At 72.5% G+C, this 18169-nt stretch carries 15 protein-coding genes; 5 read left to right on the top strand and 10 right to left on the bottom strand.

The genetic code is table 11. The annotated features are described in order from the left end of the window. Window positions 1–45 precede the first annotated feature (45 nt). On the bottom strand, window positions 46–3393 hold the full coding sequence (locus ACIPWA_RS15925; protein ID WP_400291549.1) for a discoidin domain-containing protein: 3348 nt from the start codon (window positions 3391–3393) through the stop codon (window positions 46–48). Between the two features lie 349 nt (window positions 3394–3742). After that, window positions 3743–4441 carry an aspartate/glutamate racemase family protein gene (locus ACIPWA_RS15920; RefSeq protein WP_400291547.1) on the bottom strand — a complete coding sequence of 233 codons (699 nt, stop codon included), beginning with the start codon at window positions 4439–4441 and terminating at the stop codon, window positions 3743–3745. A 107-nt stretch (window positions 4442–4548) separates the two neighbouring features. Here ACIPWA_RS15920 and ACIPWA_RS15915 point away from each other — a divergent pair, with 107 nt between their 5' ends. From ACIPWA_RS15915 to fdxA, 5 genes are all read left to right on the top strand, one after another. After that, window positions 4549–5772 carry an NYN domain-containing protein gene (locus ACIPWA_RS15915; RefSeq protein ID WP_400291545.1) on the top strand — a complete coding sequence of 408 codons (1224 nt, stop codon included), beginning with the start codon at window positions 4549–4551 and terminating at the stop codon, window positions 5770–5772. Window positions 5773–5815: 43 nt separating this feature from the next. Next, on the top strand, window positions 5816–7414 hold the full coding sequence (locus tag ACIPWA_RS15910) for an outer membrane protein assembly factor BamB family protein (RefSeq protein ID WP_400291544.1): 1599 nt from the start codon (window positions 5816–5818) through the stop codon (window positions 7412–7414). 162 nt (window positions 7415–7576) lie between these two features. Continuing rightward, the gene (locus tag ACIPWA_RS15905) at window positions 7577–8218 is read left to right on the top strand and encodes a lysophospholipid acyltransferase family protein (RefSeq protein ID WP_056648365.1); all 642 of its coding nucleotides are present in this window, start codon (window positions 7577–7579) and stop codon (window positions 8216–8218) included. 221 nt (window positions 8219–8439) lie between these two features. Then, on the top strand, window positions 8440–9066 hold the full coding sequence (locus ACIPWA_RS15900) for a superoxide dismutase (RefSeq protein WP_068706694.1): 627 nt from the start codon (window positions 8440–8442) through the stop codon (window positions 9064–9066). Between the two features lie 145 nt (window positions 9067–9211). Continuing rightward, the gene (fdxA, locus tag ACIPWA_RS15895; protein ID WP_056764260.1) at window positions 9212–9529 is read left to right on the top strand and encodes a ferredoxin; all 318 of its coding nucleotides are present in this window, start codon (window positions 9212–9214) and stop codon (window positions 9527–9529) included. Between the two features lie 70 nt (window positions 9530–9599). Here the strand turns inward: fdxA and ACIPWA_RS15890 are convergent, their stop codons facing one another. The 8 genes from ACIPWA_RS15890 to ACIPWA_RS15855 form a co-directional block, all read right to left on the bottom strand. Beyond that, entirely contained in the window at window positions 9600–10652 is a 1053-nt protein-coding gene (locus ACIPWA_RS15890; RefSeq protein ID WP_068627554.1) for a hypothetical protein, read from the bottom strand. 143 nt (window positions 10653–10795) lie between these two features. Then, window positions 10796–11911 (bottom strand): App1 family protein, encoded by a 1116-nt coding sequence (locus tag ACIPWA_RS15885; protein WP_400291542.1) that lies wholly within the window; start codon window positions 11909–11911, stop codon window positions 10796–10798. 54 nt (window positions 11912–11965) lie between these two features. Then, complete coding sequence (locus ACIPWA_RS15880) at window positions 11966–13204, bottom strand: hypothetical protein (protein WP_400291541.1); 1239 nt, start codon at window positions 13202–13204, stop codon at window positions 11966–11968. A 158-nt stretch (window positions 13205–13362) separates the two neighbouring features. Continuing rightward, window positions 13363–13704 carry a YciI family protein gene (locus tag ACIPWA_RS15875; protein WP_400291539.1) on the bottom strand — a complete coding sequence of 114 codons (342 nt, stop codon included), beginning with the start codon at window positions 13702–13704 and terminating at the stop codon, window positions 13363–13365. Between the two features lie 96 nt (window positions 13705–13800). Beyond that, entirely contained in the window at window positions 13801–14511 is a 711-nt protein-coding gene (locus tag ACIPWA_RS15870; RefSeq protein WP_400291537.1) for a response regulator, read from the bottom strand. Next, the gene (locus ACIPWA_RS15865) at window positions 14508–15788 is read right to left on the bottom strand and encodes a sensor histidine kinase (protein WP_400291535.1); all 1281 of its coding nucleotides are present in this window, start codon (window positions 15786–15788) and stop codon (window positions 14508–14510) included. The genes ACIPWA_RS15870 and ACIPWA_RS15865 overlap by 4 nt, the downstream gene beginning before the upstream one ends. A gap of 132 nt (window positions 15789–15920) precedes the next feature. After that, a complete protein-coding gene (locus tag ACIPWA_RS15860) occupies window positions 15921–17378 on the bottom strand; it encodes an L-serine ammonia-lyase (RefSeq protein ID WP_400291625.1) in 1458 nt (485 codons plus the stop codon). A gap of 44 nt (window positions 17379–17422) precedes the next feature. Continuing rightward, window positions 17423–18115 carry a DNA-3-methyladenine glycosylase I gene (locus ACIPWA_RS15855; RefSeq protein ID WP_400291533.1) on the bottom strand — a complete coding sequence of 231 codons (693 nt, stop codon included), beginning with the start codon at window positions 18113–18115 and terminating at the stop codon, window positions 17423–17425. Window positions 18116–18169: the final 54 nt, after the last annotated feature.

The following is an 18169-nucleotide window of genomic DNA, read 5'->3' as shown; positions in this document are numbered from 1 at the left end:
GGGCGGCCGGAGAGTGGCCGGCCGCCCGCCGTCGGGGATCGGCCGCTACGGGTTGCGGACGATCGTGAACGTCGACGTCGTGTTCTTGATGTCCTGGACGTTGTTGCTCATCTGCAGGTTGTTGAACGTGACCGAGCCGACCGCCGGACCCTGGCCGGCCTCGGCCGCCTCGTTGACCCAGATGCCGAAGCCGGACTTGGCGTCGAACTGGTCGCCGCTCTTGCGGGCACCGGTGATCGAGACGTTCGAGAGGACCGTGTCCTGGAACGGGTTCTGCGGGGTGGACCCCACGTAGTTCGTCTGGAACATGATCCCGGCGTAGGTCGGGTCGACGATGTCGAGGTCGTTGACCCGGATCGCGCTGAACTTCTTCGACGCCGAGAACAGCCAGACCGCCGGGAACGTCTGGGAGCCCCAGAAGTGCCCGCCCGACCGCACCACGGTGATGCCGTCGAACGTCGTCGGCAGGGGGCCGAACCCTTCCATCGGGTAGCCGAAGTCGAGCGAGCTGATCGTCACGCCCGAGTAGACGAGGGTGTCCGCGATGTAGAAGTTGCGGAACGTGTTGTCCTGCCCCCCGTAGACCGCGAGGCCGGCCGCACGCCAGGTGAGCGTCGACGTGAGGTTCTCGAACACGTTGCCCTGCTGTCCGCTGCCTCCCGAGTCGGTCGCCGCGAAGAGCGCGAACGAGTCGTCCCCGGTGCCTCGGGCCGAGCTGTTGTGCACGTGGTTGTTCGCGCTGCCGTTGGTCATGTTGAGCGCGTCCGCGAACGTGTTGCGGATGCGGGAGTTCTTGATCTCCGAGTCGTCCATGTTGGACGCCCAGAACATGCAGATCATGTGCTCGACCCAGATGTTGTCGATCGTCATGTCCTTGACGTTCGCGAAGTCGAAGACCTTGCCCGGCCCGTCGATGCGTGACGTGTAGTTCCCGAAGTAGGCGAAGTCGCGGAACGCCGAGCCGTTGGCCGTGCCCTCGGCCCGGAAGCCGATGTCGGTGTTCTCCTGGGACGCCGGGGCGAAGAAGCGCGTGAACCAGGGGCCCGCGCCCACGACGTCGACGGCCTTGCCGTAGACCTGGAACTTGCTCGCGGTCTGGTAGTCGCCGGCCGGGAGGTAGACGCCCTTGAGGGTGCCGGTCGTGTCCATGCGGACCTTGTCGAGGGCGTTCTGGACCGCCTGGTGCGTGAAGCCCGCGGGCTGGACGTACGCGACGGGGTTCGGGTTGGGCTGCGCCGTCGCGAGCTCGAGGTCGACGAAGTCGATCGCGTAGCGGGAGGTGTTGCTCGCGGACTTCTGGAGCCTGATCTTCGCGCCGGCCGGGACGGTGGTCCCGAGCAGGACGCTGGTCTCGTCGTAGATGTGACGGGGGCCGCCGGCCCCGGGCTGGTTGCCGGGGTTGGTCTCGTTGCCGTAGAGCCACGCGTACCGCGACGTGAGGTCGAGGGTCTTGAGGAGCTGCCCGTCGACGTAGACGTCGAGCGTCGCGTCGGTCCCGCCGCCGCCCGTCGAGTCGGGGATCGAGAACCGGGTCACGAGCGTGTTGGTCGGAGCCTTGGTGGTCCACTCGACGTAGGCGCCCGTCGTGTTCAGGGTGACCGCCCTGCGGCCCGACGCCTCGCCGGCGATGTCACCGACGGTCCGGTTGGGCCCGACGACCTGTGCGCCCCCGCCCACGACGCCGTCCTCCGCCTCGTAGGTGTCGTAGGGCATGTTCGCGCCACGCCCGACGAAGAGCGACCGCGTCGCGGTGTTGTTGGCCTGCTTGGCCGCGACCTCGTGGGCGTCCGCCGCGACGACCACGGTCGCGTCGTAGCTGCCGTCGCCCGCGACCCAGGTGCCCAGGTTCACGCCCGCGCTGGTCGCGCCGACCGCGACGGACCCGGAGACGCTCCCCGTGAGCGTCTTGACCGTGGCGCCCGTCGCTGTGTCCCTGAGCGTGACGGTCACGCCGTGGCTGCCGGCGGCCGAGGCGATGTTGCCCTGGTTGGCGAGCGTCGCCGTGAACGTGACGGTGCTGCCGGCCGCGGGGTTGCTGGGGTTCCAGGTCAGGGTGGGGATCAGGTCGGAGCTCGGCACGGCCGTGACGACCAGCCGGGTCGGGTGCGTGTAGGCGTTGTTGGACTCGTCCTGCTCGACCACGGTCTTCGCCGCGTCGGCGGCGGCCCCGATCGCGTAGGAGCCCGCCGTCCGGCTGCCGATGCTCGCGGTGACGACGGACTGCGCGCCGGCGGCAATCGCCCCGACGGGCTTGGTCGTCACGGTCTGCCCGTCGAGCGTGAAGGCCACGTCGGTCGCGGCCGACGCCTTGGTCCCGATGTTCTTGACCGTCGCCGTCAGGGTGATGGCGTCCGACTCGAGCGGGGACACCGGGGTCGCCGTGACCCCTGTGACGGTGAGGTCGGGGTTGGACGCCGGGGTGCCGTAGACCTGCAGCTCGGCGACCTGACCGTTGCCCGAACCGGTGTTGCCCGTGAAGCGCAGCCGGACGTCGGCCGCGGTGCCGCTCACGGGGACGGACACCGAGTTGCCGGTCGAGGGATCGAACCGGTAGGCAGCCGAGGCCTTGAGCGTGGTCCACGCCCCGCCGGTCTGGGCCCGGCCCTGGATCTCGAAGGTCTGGGTGCGGGCCGACCAGGCGGCCGCCGGAGGCACCTTCACGACGACGTCGCTGAGCGCCACGTCGGACCCCAGCCCCACGGTGAGGGTGCTCGGGTACTGCCCGCCCGCCCCCTCCCAGTAGGTCGCCGGGTTCCCGTCGGTGGCGTTCGACGCCACGAAGGTCCACTCGGTCGAGGAGCCCTCGACGGGCCTGCCCTGGGCGAGGTCGGTGCCGGTCGGCGGGGTGCCCGGGCCGCCGGGGTCGGTGCCCCCGCCGGTCCCGGCCGTCCCGCGGACCTCGAGCTCCGAGAGCTGCCCGGCCGGCCAGCCGGTGTTGGCCGAGACGCTCGCACGGACGTACCGCGCGGACGTGTCGGGCACGTCGACCGTCACGGTGTTCCCCGAGGCGGGGTCGAACGTGTACGCGGCGCTCGCCTTGAGGGTGCTGTACGACGAGCCGTCGGTGCTGGACTGGAGCGTGATGGTCTGGGTCCGTGCTCCCCAGCCGGCCGGGAGCTTGAGCACCAGGTCCTCGACGGTGGCCTCCGACCCGAGGTCGACCTGCGCCCACTGGGGGAACGCGCCGTTCGAGGACTCCCAGTAGGTGCCCTGGTTGCCGTCGGTGAGGTTGCCCGCCAGGTAGGGCGAGCTGTTGCTGCTCGCCGCGGCGGGCTTGCCCGCCGAGAGGACGACGGGAGCCGCGGCGGCCGACGTCGCCAGGGCGAACGGTAGGAGCAGGGTGGCGCTGGTGGCTGCTGCGAGCAGCCGGAGTGACGTGCGTGGACTTCTCATCGGTAGGTCCTCGATCTCCCGTCAACGGTGACGGTGGTAGGGCGAGCCCCGTGCCAGACCGGCCTCGCTCCATCGCTGAGGCCCTGAAGGCGCAGGCGTGGCCCGGGGATCCCGGGCTGCTCGACTGGCTAATCCTTCGAGAGTTGCAGCCATCTGCTCCACTTCGAGCAGACAACTGTTCAGTTCTTGCATCAACTCAGCAAGAACGCTACTGAGGGGTGGGTGAAACGTCAACAAGTGTCGGAAAACTGGCGCAGAGGGGGTTCATGTCCCAACATGTCCCCGCGCGCCAGGGCGGGCGGCCGCGCGGCCGCGCCCGCACTGGCCGAGAAGGGGGAAGTCGGTGCGCTCAGGCGAGGGGGGCGAGGGCCTCGCGGACCGCGGCCTCGGCGTGCAGGCGCGTGGTCGGGAAGGTCGGGAGCGCGCTGTCCGCGGGCCCGACGAGCAGCTCGATCTCGGTGCACCCGAGGATCACACCCTCGGCCCCGCGCGAGGCGAGCTCGTCGATGATGCGACGGAAGGCGTCGCGCGACGCGTCGCGCACCTCGCCGAGCACGAGCTCCTGGTAGATCACGCGGTCGACCGTCGACCGGTCGTCGGCGCCGGGGACCAGGACCTGGAGGCCGTGGCCCGCGAGCCGGTCGCGGTAGAAGGCCTCCTCCATGGTGAAGCGCGTCCCGAGGAGGGCGACCGTCCTGAGCCCCGCAGCGAGCACGGCCTGAGCCGTCACGTCGGCGAGGTGGAGCAGCGGGATGCCGACCGCGCGCTCGATCGCGTCGGCGACCTTGTGCATGGTGTTGGTGCACAGGACGAGGAGCTCGGCACCTGCGCGCTCCAGCGCCACGGCCTCGGTGGCGAGCAGCGTGCCCGCGGCCTCCCAGTCGCCCGTCGACTGCATCTTCTCGACCTCGGCGAAGTCGACCGACCCCAGCACGCAGCGCGCCGAGTGCAGCCCGCCGAGGCGACCCTTCACGCCCTCGTTGATGACGGCGTAGTAGAGGGCAGAGCTCTCCCAGCTCATGCCACCCAGCAGCCCGATCTTGCGCACCGACCGATGCTAGCGCGGCGCTCGCGGCCGGACGAGGCCCCGCGCTCCGCCACCCGGCCGCCCCGGCGGATGGGCGTTCGCCCCGCCCGGGCCATACCCTGGCGGACATGGACACCGAAGAACGTCTGGCCGTCTTCCTCGACTACGACAACCTCGCGCTGGGTGCGCGCGACCATCTGGGCGGGATGACCTTCGACTTCAAGCCGATCGCCGACGCGCTCGCCGCGCGCGGTCGGGTCGTGGTCCGCCGCGCCTATGCCGACTGGTCCTACTTCGACGAGGACCGACGCTCCCTGACCCGCCACCAGGTCGAGCTCATCGAGATGCCCCAGCGCATGGGGGCCTCGCGCAAGAACGCCGCCGACATCAAGATGGTCGTCGACGCGATCGAGATGGCGTTCGAGCGCGAGTACATCTCGACGTTCGTCATGTGCACAGGGGACAGCGACTTCTCGCCCCTCGTGCACAAGCTGCGCGAGCTCAACAAGCGCGTGATCGGGATCGGCGTCGAGAACTCGACGTCCAAGCTGCTGCCGCCCGCGTGCGACGAGTTCCTCTTCTACGACCGCCTCGAGGGCGTCGAGATCCCCGACGAGCCCGTCGAGCGCAAGCGGTCCTCGGGCAGCTCGAACCGCAGCACGGCGCGCAAGTCCTCGGGAAGGTCGTCGGGTTCGTCGAGCTCCTCGAGCAAGGCCTCGGCCGCTCCCTCGGGCGGGTCCGCGACGCCGCCCGCATCGGCCACGGAGACGGCCACCGAGCCTGTACCTTCGCTGCCCGAGCCCACGCCCGCCCCGCTGGACGTCGAGGCCGAGCTCGAGTCCGCCGTCGGGCACGGCGCGTCCTCCGCCTCGGAGGACGAGGACCTCGCGGTCCTCGTCGCGCAGACCCTCGCGGACCTGTCGAGCTCGTCGAGCGGGGCCGTCGTGGCCTCGACGCTCAAGCGCACCCTGCTGCGCAAGGACCCCACGTTCAGCGAGGCCGACTACGGCTTCCGCAACTTCGGGGAGTTCCTGCGCTACCTCGAGGAGCGCGGAGTGGTGCAGCTCAGCGCGGGCCCCGCGACGGGAGACCCCGAGGTCTCGCTGCCCGAGCGCGGGCACGCGGGCGACGACTTCGCGCTGCTGCGCACGGTCGTGGGGGAGCAGGGCGACTCGGCGCCGCTGTCGGGCCTCAAGAACCAGCTCCGCAAGAAGCGTCCGGACTTCAGCGAGAAGGCGCTCGGCTACCGCAGCTTCCTCCAGTTCTGCAAGGCCGCGCAGACCGCGGGCGCGATCGAGCTGCGCTGGGACGACGACGCCGACGACTACCTGGTGACCGTCGCGTCGCGCTGAGCGGACCCGTCACGAGGGCACGCCCGGGAGCTAGGCTCCGGGCGTGCCCTTTCGACGCCGAGAGCAACCTCGCCCGATCACCTTCGAGGTGGTCGACGACCTGGACGACGGTGACGACCTCTTCGCGCCGCAGCCCGGGGGGTGGGGCGCGCCCGGTGGCGTGCCAGGTGTCCACGGCACGCCCCTGCCCGACGGCGCCGCGCGCCCGGGCGCGGACGTCGCCGCGGGTTCGCCGGGCGAGGGAGGTGAGACCGGCGCCGTGTCGGACCCGTCGGGGTCCGACGGGTCCGCCCATGAGGACGCGCCGGCCGACCTGCGGGCCAGGAAGCGCCGACGCGTGCTGCTCGCTGGGGTCGCGGCCGCGCTCGTCCTGGTGCTCGGCGGCCTGACCTTCGTGGACGTGGTGCGTGCCCGGCAGGCCGAGGCGCTGCTGCGGGCGGTGCCCGGTGGCGTCGTCGGGCTCGAGCGACCACCGCGCGAGCTGTGGACCGTCGACGTCGGTGAGGCCTGGCCGCTCGCGGCGGGCGAGCTCTTCGTCGTCGCCGCCGAGGGCGCGCTCGTCGCGTACGACCGCGCGACGGGCGCAGAGGCGTGGCGGCGCGACGGCCTGGGGTCCGTGCAGTGCGGCGCCTCCGGTGGTCCGTCGGCCGACGCCCTCGACGCGCGGTCGGTCACGTGCCTGGGCTGGGCCGAGGCAGAGGAGGCCGCCCCGGCCTTCACGCTCCCCCCGAGCACGGTCACGGTCCTCGGGCTGGACGGGAGGACCATGGCCGAGCGTGCTCTGGACCCCGCCCGAGGAAACGCCACGGTGCTCTCGACCGGTGACCTGGCGCGGGTGGTACGGGACGGACGTGACGTCGTCGTGCTCGTCGAGGACGCCCGCACGGGCGAGGTGCGCTGGACGCAGACCGTGCCCACGCGCACGTCCGACAGCTCGTGCATGGCCTACCAGGAGGACGGCGCGACGGTCGGCGGCTGGGACGAGGTGCAGCTCTACGGCATGGACGGAGTCCTCATGCTCCTCGGGTGCGACGTGAACGCCAGCCTCTCGAGCGACGGGACGGTCCTCTCCACGGCTCTGACCCGCCTGGAGCAGCTCCGCGACGGGCGGCTCGTCCGGGGCGGGCTCACCGAGTCCGAGCTCCTGGACACCGACGGGACGGTGCTCTGGAGCGCCCAGGGGGAGCTCATGGAGCCCCTCGCGACGGATGGCACGGGGCCGCCCCTGCTGTTCTCGAGGAGAGGGCCCGGGTTCGTGGCTCTCGACGAGGCGGGTGGCGAGCGGTGGACCTTCTCCGGCTACGCCACCCAGGTGCTCCTCGTCACCCGCGACGTGACCGTCATCTCGTCCTACCCGGGCGCGGTGGCCGTGGACTCGGCCACGGGCGAGGAGGTGTGGGCGTGGAAGGACCCCGCGGTCGGAAGGACGAACGGCCAGGTCGCGGCGGCCTTCGCGAGCCGCGGCGGGCTGACGATCGCCTACAGCGAGGACAACGGCGCGCAGTCCCGCTGGGTGTCGATCGACGTGGCCGACGGGAGCACGCGATGGGAGGAGCAGGTGGCCGTCGACGCGTGGAGCCTCTTCGCGGTCGGTGGCGGCGTGTTCGGCACGAGGAACGGGACGGTCGTCGCGTTCGGTTGACGAGACCCTGAGCAGTCGCGGGGTGCGCGCCGAACCAGGCGCCGTGAACATCTGTGCAATCCCGGGCGTTCTCCCCGGTGGTCCGCCGCGCGACCACCGCGCACCACGCCCGGGTGGGCGGTCGTCGTCGGGCAGCCCTGCACGTCGGTGCACAATGTACGGATGACTTACCGGGTGCTGAAGCTGATCCTGTCGCTCCTGGCCTACGCGTTCCTGAGGCCACGCGTGACCGGTCTGAACAACATCCCCCGGCGCGGACCCGTGATCCTCGCGAGCAACCACCTCTCGTTCGTGGACTCGCTGCTCATCCCGATCGTCGCCCCGCGCCACGTCACGTTCCTCGCCAAGGCCGAGTACTTCACGGGCACCGGGCTCAAGGGGCGCGTCTCGCGCTGGTTCTTCACGACCCTCGGCCACATCCCCGTGCAGCGCGACGACCCGCGTGCCGGGCAGCGCTCGCTCGAGGACGCGCTCGAGGTGCTCAACAACGGGGGTGCCTTCGGGATCTACCCCGAGGGCACGCGCTCGCGCGACGGCAAGCTCCACAAGGGGCACACCGGTGTCGCCTGGCTCGCGCTCGCGGGCCACGCGCCGATCGTCCCCGTCGCGATCAAGGGCACCGACAAGGTCCAGCCCGTCGGCGCGCGCCTCCCGCGCATCCACCGCGTGACGGTCGAGTTCGGCAAGCCCATCGAGCCCGCGCGCCAGATCACCTCGGGCAAGCCCGCGCAGGCGCGGCGCGAGCTCACCGACCAGGTCATGGAGTCGATCCACGCGATGAGCGGCCAGCAGCGCGCGAGCTGAGTCTCGCCCCCTGACGTACCGCGGTCTGCCACCGGGACACGCCCGTTCCTGAGAAGGACGTGCAGGTCGCGCCCGGTCATGATGTGCTCGGGGCAGGGCCACGTGCCCCAGGGATCGTGCCGAGCGGGTCCGTCCGCCGCGGCCGCGACCCGGGGCGTCCGACTTGACCTCAACCCAGGTTGAGGTCCTAGCGTGGCCGACACCGAACGAGAGGACTCACCATGGCTGTCTACACCCTTCCCGAGCTGTCGTACGACTACGGCGCACTCGAGCCCCACATCTCCGGCCGCATCATGGAGCTGCACCACTCCAAGCACCACCAGGCCTACGTGACCGGCGCCAACACCGCCCTCGACAAGCTCGCCGAGGCCCGCGACTCGGGCGACCTGGCCGCGGTCAACCTCCACGAGAAGAACCTCGCGTTCAACCTCGGCGGCCACGTCAACCACTCCGCGTTCTGGACCAACCTCTCCCCCGAGGGCGGCGGCGAGCCCACGGGCGACATCGCCGCAGCCATCGACGAGGACTTCGGCTCGTTCGAGAAGTTCAAGAAGCACTTCGCCGCGGTCGCCGCAGGCGTCCAGGGCTCGGGCTGGGCCATCCTCGCCTGGGACACCCTCGGCAAGAAGCTCATCATCGTCCAGCTCTACGACCAGCAGGGCAACATCGCCCTGGGCCTGGTCCCCATCGTCCTGCTCGACGTCTGGGAGCACGCCTACTACCTCGACTACCAGAACGTGCGCGCCGACTACGTCACCGCCTGGTGGAACCTCGTCAACTGGGCCGACGCCGACGCACGCCTCGCACGCGCCCGCACCCAGGGCGAAGGCCTCATCATCCCCGCCTGATCTCCCTCACCGTGGCGGCCCACAGGGGCCGCCGCGACGAGACCCGCGTGAACGGGAATGGCCCCGGCACCGCGGCGCGCACCACGCGCGACGCTGCCGGGGCCTTCCTGCGGGCAGCCAGAACCCTCCAGAAAGGTGGTCCGCCGTGACCTACGTGATTGCTCAGCCTTGTGTGGACGTGAAGGACAAGGCGTGCATCGAGGAGTGTCCGGTGGACTGCATCTACGAGGGCAAGCGGTCGTTGTACATCCATCCTGACGAGTGCGTGGACTGTGGTGCGTGCGAGCCGGTGTGTCCGGTGGAGGCGATCTACTACGAGGACGACGTACCTTCGGAGTGGAGCGACTACTACCGGGCGAACGTGGAGTTCTTCGACGACCTGGGGTCGCCGGGTGGTGCGGCGAAGATGGGCATGATCGAGAAGGACGACCCGATGATCGCTGCCCTGGCCCCCCAGGCCTGAGCGCAGCCTCTCCCGAACGCCGAGGGGCCCGTCATCCTGTGGATGACGGGCCCCTCGGCGTTCTCGATGCTCAGCCCTGCGGTTCGACCGGGCCCCCGGGGTCGGCGCCGCCCGCGACGAGGTCGCCGCAGCTCGTCTCCTGTGCCGTCACGACGACCGGGTCGCTCGCCGGGACCCCCTCGGCGACGGTCTCCGTCTGACCGTTCGTGGCTCGGCGAGCGGACTCGTCGAGGTCGACGAACGTCCGCGCGACGGTGTAGGTCGAGCCGTCGTTCGACATCGCGTTGAGCCCGGCCAGGTGCAGCACGCCGTCCACGGCCGTGCACCCGACTCCTGTACCGAACCCGCTGAAGCCCTTGTCGAACGTGTACGGCTCGTCCTGCGCGTTCTGCGTGACGTTCACGGCGCAGTTCGCGACCGAGTACAGGAGGACCTCGCGGCCGACGTCGACCAGCGCGATCGGCGCTTCGCCGTCGCCCGCCGCGACGAGGTTGACGACCGCGCTCGCCGGGACGGGGCTCGCGGTCGTCACGGGAGCGGAGAACGTCGCCCCGGAGGCGGTCGTGATCCCGAAGCGCCGGTCCGCACCCGTGGTCAGCCAGGCGGTGTCGGGGCGCCCGTCGAAGTCGACGTCGATGATCTCGTGCGTGCTCGCGCCGGCGGGCGTGCCGCCCTCGGTGGGCGTGCAGCCCGTGGCGGGGGGAGTGGTCACCTCGGTCGTGGGCTCGGGGCTGGGCTCCTCCGAGGGTGCCTCGGAGGTCACGGTGCCCGACGGCGTCGCGCCGGGGGAGGCGCCGTCGTCGCCCCCCGCGTCGCCCCGGGTCGCGAGCCAGACAGTGACGGCGACGATCGCGAGGAGGACCAGCCCTCCGAGCGCCCACCACCATGCACGGTTCCCCGAGGGGGTCTCGCCCGGGCCTCCGGGCGGCGGCTCACCCGGACCGCCGGGGGGCGGAGTGGTCGGTGCGCCGGTCGGGGAGAACGGGTCGGGTGCGTTCGGGATGGGCTCGGCCGGCGGGACGCTGCCCCCGGTGAGACCGCCCGGCGCCGGGAAGCCGGGTCTGATCGGTTCGGTGGGGTCCTGGCTACCTGCGGGGCCTCGTCGCTCCTGGTCGTCCGTCATGTGTCCAGGGAATCATCCCGTGACGAACGGGGCCAACCGGTCAGGTGCCCGGCATCCTGTGCGCCGCGCGGCCGAACCCGTGGCCCGGCCGCTCGGCGCGGTCCGCAGGAGGCGGTGCGGCACGCGTCGAGCGCGGGCCGACCTCAGCGCAGGGCGCGCCCGAGCGCCCGGGCGAGCGCTGCGCCGTCGGGCCCTCCTGCCGTGGGGACGCCGTGCGCGGGGCGCCGGGTGCGGCGCGAGCCGGGCGTGCCCGTCCCGCCACGGCTCGCCGCACCGTTCCTGCCCGACGGCGCGGGCGGCTCGTGCGCGAGCAGCCTCTGGGTGGGGCTGAGCTGCCGGATGCCGATCGCTGCCACGTGCTCAGGGTGCCGGCGCGCCGCGGCAGCGTAGATCTCGGGGTCGTGCTGGCCGTCGTCGCCGAGGAGGAGCCAGCCGACGTCGGGCAGCTCGCGCACGAGCCGGTCGATCGCGTTGCCCTTGTGCTCCTGGCCGCTGCGGAACCAGCCCGTGGCCGTAGGGCCCCAGTCGGTGAGGAGCAGGGTCCCGGGCGGGAAGCCGTTGCGGTCGAGGAAGCGTTCGAGGTTTCCCGCGGTGTTCCACGCCCCGTTCGACAAGTACACGAAGGGAGCCTCCGGATGTACAGAGGCGATGCCGTGGTACAGGTCGGCCATGCCGGGCACGGGGCGCCGCTCGCTCGCATGCAGCCCGAACGTGTTCCATACCGCGCGCAACAGGCTCGGGACCATGGTGATCATGACCGTGTCGTCGATGTCGCTGATGACCCCCAGGCGCCGGCCGGGGCCGACCACGAAGACCCGCGACGTCGCGACGGCCCCGCTCGCGGTCGCGAGCTGCACGTCGTGCCAGCCGGGCTCGAGCGCGACGTCGAGCATCCCGTCGACGTAGCCGTCCCGGTCGGCCACGAGGTCCACGACGAGACGCTCGTCGACCCCCGAGGCCCCCGTGCGCGTCACGGACGCACGCACCACCTCTCCGGGAGCCGAGACCGTGAGGTAGTTGCGCCACCCGCGCCGGTTCCAGACCAGGTCCGCGCGGCGGTGCGGACGACTCAGCAGCACGCGCGCCAGCACGCGCACCGAGCCCTCGGTGCCGTAGCCGACGTACGGCTCGATCCGCGGGGTCCACCCCCGCGACCGGAGGAATCGCACAGCAGCCGCACGGATCCGGTCCTCGAGACGCGCCGAGAGGTGCAGGTGCTGGACCGGAGGGGTCGGGGACGGCAGGTGCTCCTGGTGCATGAGGTCCGATCGTCGAAGGTGCTGGTCTCCCACCTTGGCACACGGGGGCCCGGTTCATCGGGCGACGCGGGGCGTGATCGTCGAGGGCGAACGACCGCACAGCCGGCAGGTGCCACGGCGTCGGGTCGCGTACGCGGCCGTCGCGACACCGAGCGCGACGCTCCACAGAGGCCAGAGCACGCCAGGACCGAACGCCGCCCAGTTGGCCAGGAGCTCGGGCGTCGACATCTCCAGCAGACCCTTGATCATCGAGAGCCCGGCCGGGAGGATCGCGACCGCGACCACCGAGGCGGGGACGACCGCGAGCGCGACGGGGACCCGTCGCCCGGCCAGGCCCGGGATCCAGCGAGGGAAGACCTCTCCCCACCGTTGCACGAGGCCGAGGGTCAGCACGGCACCGACCACGGCGAACAGCCCGAGACCCACCGCGGGGGCGACCAGCCTGCCGGCGTCCTGCTCGTACATCTCGGGGTCGAGCCCGAGCGGGTACCCCAGGACCCAGATCAGCCGCGTGAGGGCGTACAGGCACGGGATGGTCGCCGCGACGATCGCGGCGGGCAGTCCCCAGGCCACGATGCCCGACGGTGTCGCGGAGGTCTTCCCGGCGGGTGCCGGTGCGTGGTGGTCGGCCGGGGCGTCCAGTCGGCCGCAGACCGCGCACGCCCCGCTGCTGCGCCGGACGAACAGGACGGTCGTGACCGCGAGGAGGACCAGGGCGGCCAGCACGCCGAGCTGGAGCAGGAACGCGGGCGCGACGTACTGGTCGAAGGCACCCGCGAGCTCCGGGTCGAACGGGGCCCGGACGAGCACGACCGGGAGATACCCCATGCGGGCGAGAAGGCTGGTGTCGGCGAACACGACGCCGAGGGCCACGACGAGCCCGGAGACCGTGACCGCCGCGGCGCGCACCCGGCGCGTCGCCGGGCGTCCGGCACGCGACGTCATCCAGGCGGCGTGCGCCGCCCCGACCAGTCCCAGGGTGGCGAGAACCGCGGTCAGGCCGTCGCTCGGGACGGAGTCGACGATCGTCCCTGCTGCGTCGGGCGTCGAGGCCCCGACGGGCAGGTGACGGCCGGTGAGAACGGCAGCGAGGGCCGTGATCGCTCCTGCGAGCCACCACGCGACCGTGAGCCCCGGGACCCACCGCGGCCAGCGCGGGGCGCCCCGCGATGGGGGTGGTGTGCGGTTCGGCTGTGAGCCGGTGTGACCGGGGGCGTTGCGCCCGGGTGGTGCTGACGTCGTGGTCGTGCCGGTCGTGCCGGTCGTGCCGGTCGTGAGGTCGGTGTCGTCCATGGTGTCTCCCGAGGTGACGGCCGCCGGACGGTCCGGCGCGCTGTCTCTCCAGGCTCCCGGCGCGCGGCCAGGAGGAGATCACCCGCACCGGTGAGCGGGATCCCCCGTACGGGTGAACGATCGGGACGTCGTCGAGGAGTCGTCGGGCGGACGACCCCTCAGCTGGCGGGGTCGTAGTGGAAGGCGCGCACCTCCTGCGCGCACCGGCAGGCGACCGCGAACTTCGCGGCCCACTCCAGCGCTGCCTCGCGCGAGGGCACCTCCAGGAGGGTGAAGCCACCGTCGAGCTGCTTCGTCTGCGGGTACGTGCCCTCGGTCACCGTGCCGTCCCCGGCGACCAGGACGGGGGGAACGCCCTCGTCGATCGCGGCGCCGAACACCCAGACCCCCGCTTGCTTCGCCTCCTCGACCACCGCGCGTGACGCGTCGGAGACAGCCGGTAGCTCGTCGTCGGGAACGACCATCGCAGCGCTCGGGAAGGTGATCAGGTACTTCGTCATGGTGTCGCCTCCTGGAATCGTGTCGTGGGGCTCTGAACCATCCTCGCCGACGTACGGGTGCTCTGCACAGGGATCTGCGGGCCGCCCTAACCCGTCCTAGGGGCTCGGTCGCACGAAGCCCGACTCGAAGGCCGCGACGACGGCCTGCGTGCGGTCGCGGACGCCGAGCTTGGCGAGCAGGTTGCCCACGTGGGTGCGCACGGTCTCGACCCCGAGGAACAGCTCGCCGGCGATCTCCTGGTTGGACCTCCCAGTCGCCATGAGGCGCAGCACGTCGCCCTCGCGCTCGGTGAGCCGGGCCGAGCGCAGGGCATCGCCCCGCGCCGGGTGAGCGGTCGCGATCCGTCGCACCGCGTCGGGGAAGAGGAGCGACTCCCCGTGGGCCACGACCCGCACGGCCTGGGCCAGGTCCTCGGGGCGGGTCCGCTTGAGGAGAAAGCCGTGCGCTCCCGCGCGCAGCGCGTCGAGCACGTGGTCGTCGTTCTCGAACGTCGTCATGACGAGGACCCGGGGCGCGGGGGCACGGGCCACGATCGCGCGGGTCGCGGCGATCCCGTCGACCCGCGGCATGCGGACGTCGAGCAGCACGACGTCGGGCCGGGTCGCCTCGACGGCACCTGGCACGTCCGCGCCGTCCGCAGCCTCCCCGACGACCTCGATGTCGGGCTCGGCGTCGAGGATCACGCGGAGGCCCACCCGGACGAGCGGCTCGTCGTCGACGACGAGGACGCGCAGGACCCTCGCGGGTCCGGCCGGCACGTCACCGGCCCCTGCCCGCCCGGGCACGTCGGGGTCCGCCGGCCTCACGGGGTCACCTCGTCCGACGCGGCCTCGGGAAGAGGCAGCGATGCGCGCACGACCCACGCTCCGCCGTCGGGCCCCGCGAAGAGCGTGCCGCCGAGGGCGGTCACGCGCTCCTGCATGCCCGGCAGCCCGCGGCCCCGTCGCACCGATGCCCCGCCCGGCGGGGGCGACCACGGGTGCCGGACCTCGATCCGGAGGTCGTCCGCGCGGACCACCCGGACGTGGATCGGCGCGCCCGGCGCGTGCCGCAGGGCGTTGGTGAGCGACTCCTGGGCGATCCGGTAGATCTCGCGGGTCACGGTGAGCGGCGCCCGGCCCACCTCGCCCACGAGACGCAGCGTGACGTGGGCTCCCGCGGCGCGCGCGTGGCGGACGAGCATCGCGACGTCGTCGTGCTCGGCGGACGCCTCGCTCGCTGGGTCGCGCAGGCGGCGCAGCAGGTCGTCGAGCTCGGCCAGGGCGTGGCGGCCCGTCTCCTCGATGGCCTCGAGCGCGCGACGTGAGGCCCGCGGGTCGGTCTCCAGGGTGCGGGTCGCCGCCGCGGCCTGGAGCACGGTGATCGTCAGGGCGTGACCGACGCCGTCGTGCACGTCGCGAGCGAGGCGGTTGCGCGCGGTCAGGCGCGCGGCCTGCGCCTCGAGCTCGGCGATCCGCTCGCTCTGGTCGGGGCCCAGCAGCAGGGGTGCCGCGGACCGCAGCACCGCGCGCGCCCCGACGACCGCGTACGGCAGGGCGAGGATCACGAGCAGCGCGAGCGCGATGCGCGCCGCCTCACCCTCCAGCACACTCGGTAGCCACCCGGGGTCGACGAACGGCGCGCCGAGCACCGAGAGCACGAGGTCGAGCACGAGCGGGACCACGGCCAGCAGCACGACGACCGCGACGAGACCGAGCAGCAGGTGGAGCGCGAACCAGGCCGCACCGCGCCACCTGGCTGCCGGGCCGGGCCGGCCCGACGGGACCGGGACGTCGACGTCGAGCAGGGTGCGTACCGCGAGGACCTCGACCGCACGGACCGGGGCGAGGAAAGGGGGCACGGCGGCAAGGGTGGTCGCGACGATCGCGAGCACGACGGTCGTGGGGGTCGCGGTGCGTGGCTCGGCGAACATCTGCACGAACCCCGCGCCGAGCAGCCCGTACGCTCCGGCGACCACGCCGCCCACGACCAGGAAGACCCCCGCCCGGACCGTCGCGCCGGAGGTCAGGGGCGCGACCAGAGCGCGCGGCGAGAAGCGCGGCCGCGGCGCGGGGCGCGCTCGATCGGGGGACGAGCCGGACATCTCGCCATCATGTCAGGCGGGCGTGCTCGGCGCGCTGGGACGCCGGCGCGGGTGCTGCGGGGCCGGCGGCCGGACCGCTCTCTGCGCTCGATGAACCGGACCGCTCTCAGCACTCGATCACACGGACCGCTTTCAGCACTCGATGACGTTGACCGCGAGGCCACCCGTCGACGTCTCCTTGTACTTGGTCGACATGTCGAGCCCCGTCTGGCGCATGGTCTCGATGACCGTGTCGAGCGAGACGACGTGCGCGCCGTCTCCCTGGAGGGCCAGCTTGGCGGCCGAGACCGCGGTGCAGGCCGCGATCGCGTTGCGCTCGATGCACGGGACCTGGACGAGTCCGCCGACCGGGTCGCACGTGAGACCGAGGTTGTGCTCCATCGCGATCTCCGCGGCGTTCTCCACCTGCGCCGGGGTGCCACCGAGCACCGCACAGAAGGCGCCCGCTGCCATGGAGCAGGCCGAGCCGACCTCGCCCTGGCAGCCGGCCTCCGCCCCCGAGATCGAGGCGTTGCGCTTGTAGAGCGCGCCGATCGCGCCTGCCGTGAGCAGGAACGTGCGCATGGCCTGGCGCGTGGCGTCCTCGTCGGCGGCGAGGTCCGGGTGGATCCGCAGGAAGTGGCGGCCGACGGCGGGCAGGATGCCCGCGGCCCCGTTGGTGGGGGCCGTGACGACGCGGCGGGCGTCTGCGTTCTCCTCGTTGACGGCCATCGCGTAGGCCTGGAGCCACTCGATCGAGTGGTCGTTGTGTGCGGCCGCCCCGCTCGCGGCTTCAGCAGCCTCCAGCTTCTCGCGCTGCGCCCGGGCCCGACGGCGGACCTTGAGTCTCCCCGGAAGCATCCCTCGGCGGTCCAGGCCCGCGTCGACGCACTCGCTCATGGTCCGCCAGATCCGGTCGAGTCCTGCCCCGACCTCCGACGCGGGACGCAGGGAGACCTCGTTCTCCCACGCGGTCTCGGCGATCGACCGGCCCTCGAGCGTGCAGGACGCCAGGAGCTCGGCGGCGTTGGCGAACGGGTGCGGGACGTCCGAGGGCTCGGTGGCCGGGTCGATCGGGGCGCCCGCGAGCTCGGCTGCGTGCTGGGCCTCCTCGTTCGCGGCGGCGGCCTCGAGCTCCTGCTCGGTGAGCACGAACCCGCCCCCGACCGAGTAGTACACCTGCTCGGCCACGACGTCGCCGGCCGCGTCCAGTGCCGTGAACCGCATCCCGTTGGGGTGGCCGGGCAGGCGGGTGAGCGGGGCCAGCCGGACGTCGGTGCTCGACATGGTCACGGCCCGGCGACCGAGGATGCGGACCTCGTGGCCGTCGCCCAGGCGCTCCCAGCTCCCGGGCACCTCGTCGGGGTCGCACGTCTCCGGGTCGAGCCCGCGCAGGCCGGCGACCACGGCGTCCGGTGTTCCGTGGCCGATCCCCGTCGCGCCGAGCGACCCGCACAGCACGACCTTGACCGCGGCGACATGGTCCAGCACGGCGCGTTGCTCGAGCTCGCGCGCGAACGTGGTGCCCGCCCGCATGGGGCCGACGGTGTGCGAGCTCGAGGGTCCGATGCCGACCGAGAAGAGGTCGAGGACGCTGACGTACGAGGACATGGTCCTCATGATCGCACCTCATCTCACGGAGTGGAACTCTTCTGCTATAGCAAGCGGTCCCGGACCGTGTCTCGGCGCGAGGTGACGACCGGGCACGTGGCCAGGTGGTCGTCGACGAGCCCGCACGCCTGCATGGCTGCGTAGGCGGTCGTGGGGCCGATGAACTTGAAGCCCTCCTTCTTGAGAGCCTTGGCCAGGGCGACCGACTCGGGGGTGCTGGCCGCGAGGTCCGCGAACGTCGCGGGGCGAGGGCGGTCGAGGGGGGTGCCGCCCTCGGGTGCGCGCGAACCGCCCGGGGCGAACGACCAGACGAGCTCGTCGAGCGTCCGGCCCTGGTCGTGCAGCGCGAGCAGGGCGCGCGCGTTGGAGATGGTCGCCTCGATCTTCATCCGGTTGCGGATGATCGACGCGTCCTGGAGCAGCCGCTCGACGTCCGCGTCGGTGAAGCGCGCGACGACCTCGGGGTCGAAGCCCGCGAACGCCGCGCGGAATGCCGGGCGCTTGCGCAGGACCGTGATCCAGGCGAGCCCCGACTGGAAGGCTTCGAGGGCCAGCCGCTCGAACAGGGCCTCGTCCCCGTGGACCGGGGCGCCCCACTCGGTGTCGTGGTACTCCTCGTAGAGCGGGTCGCCGTCCCCGAAGCAGCGGGCGCCCTGCGCGGGGCCGGGCGCGTCGGCGGGCGCCGCGAGCGGAGCGGGCGAGGGGGCTTCGGGGGACGTGGCCTCGGTCGTGGTCATGGCCCCACTCTTGCGCACGGCACCCACGCGCGGCGCGTGAGGGGCGTGGTCCTG

The sequence above is a fragment of the Oerskovia enterophila genome (genome assembly GCF_044748475.1).
Lineage (GTDB): Bacteria > Actinomycetota > Actinomycetes > Actinomycetales > Cellulomonadaceae > Oerskovia > Oerskovia enterophila.
The sequence above is the reverse complement of the archived record's forward strand: the minus strand, read 5'-3'. Positions and strand labels throughout refer to the sequence as shown.

What these genes read in the sequence shown, in the direction of transcription:
- ACIPWA_RS15925 (WP_400291549.1), bottom strand. Translation starts at nt 3,393, where the DNA reads ATGAGAAGTCCACGCACGTCACTCCGGCTGCTCGCAGCAGCCACCAGC.
- ACIPWA_RS15905 (WP_056648365.1), top strand. Translation starts at nt 7,577, where the DNA reads ATGACTTACCGGGTGCTGAAGCTGATCCTGTCGCTCCTGGCCTACGCG.
- ACIPWA_RS15865 (WP_400291535.1), bottom strand. Translation starts at nt 15,788, where the DNA reads ATGTCCGGCTCGTCCCCCGATCGAGCGCGCCCCGCGCCGCGGCCGCGC.
- ACIPWA_RS15880 (WP_400291541.1), bottom strand. Translation starts at nt 13,204, where the DNA reads ATGGACGACACCGACCTCACGACCGGCACGACCGGCACGACCGGCACG.
- ACIPWA_RS15875 (WP_400291539.1), bottom strand. Translation starts at nt 13,704, where the DNA reads ATGACGAAGTACCTGATCACCTTCCCGAGCGCTGCGATGGTCGTTCCC.
- ACIPWA_RS15915 (WP_400291545.1), top strand. Translation starts at nt 4,549, where the DNA reads ATGGACACCGAAGAACGTCTGGCCGTCTTCCTCGACTACGACAACCTC.
- ACIPWA_RS15855 (WP_400291533.1), bottom strand. Translation starts at nt 18,115, where the DNA reads ATGACCACGACCGAGGCCACGTCCCCCGAAGCCCCCTCGCCCGCTCCG.
- ACIPWA_RS15890 (WP_068627554.1), bottom strand. Translation starts at nt 10,652, where the DNA reads ATGACGGACGACCAGGAGCGACGAGGCCCCGCAGGTAGCCAGGACCCC.
- ACIPWA_RS15885 (WP_400291542.1), bottom strand. Translation starts at nt 11,911, where the DNA reads ATGCACCAGGAGCACCTGCCGTCCCCGACCCCTCCGGTCCAGCACCTG.
- ACIPWA_RS15860 (WP_400291625.1), bottom strand. Translation starts at nt 17,378, where the DNA reads ATGTCCTCGTACGTCAGCGTCCTCGACCTCTTCTCGGTCGGCATCGGA.
- ACIPWA_RS15900 (WP_068706694.1), top strand. Translation starts at nt 8,440, where the DNA reads ATGGCTGTCTACACCCTTCCCGAGCTGTCGTACGACTACGGCGCACTC.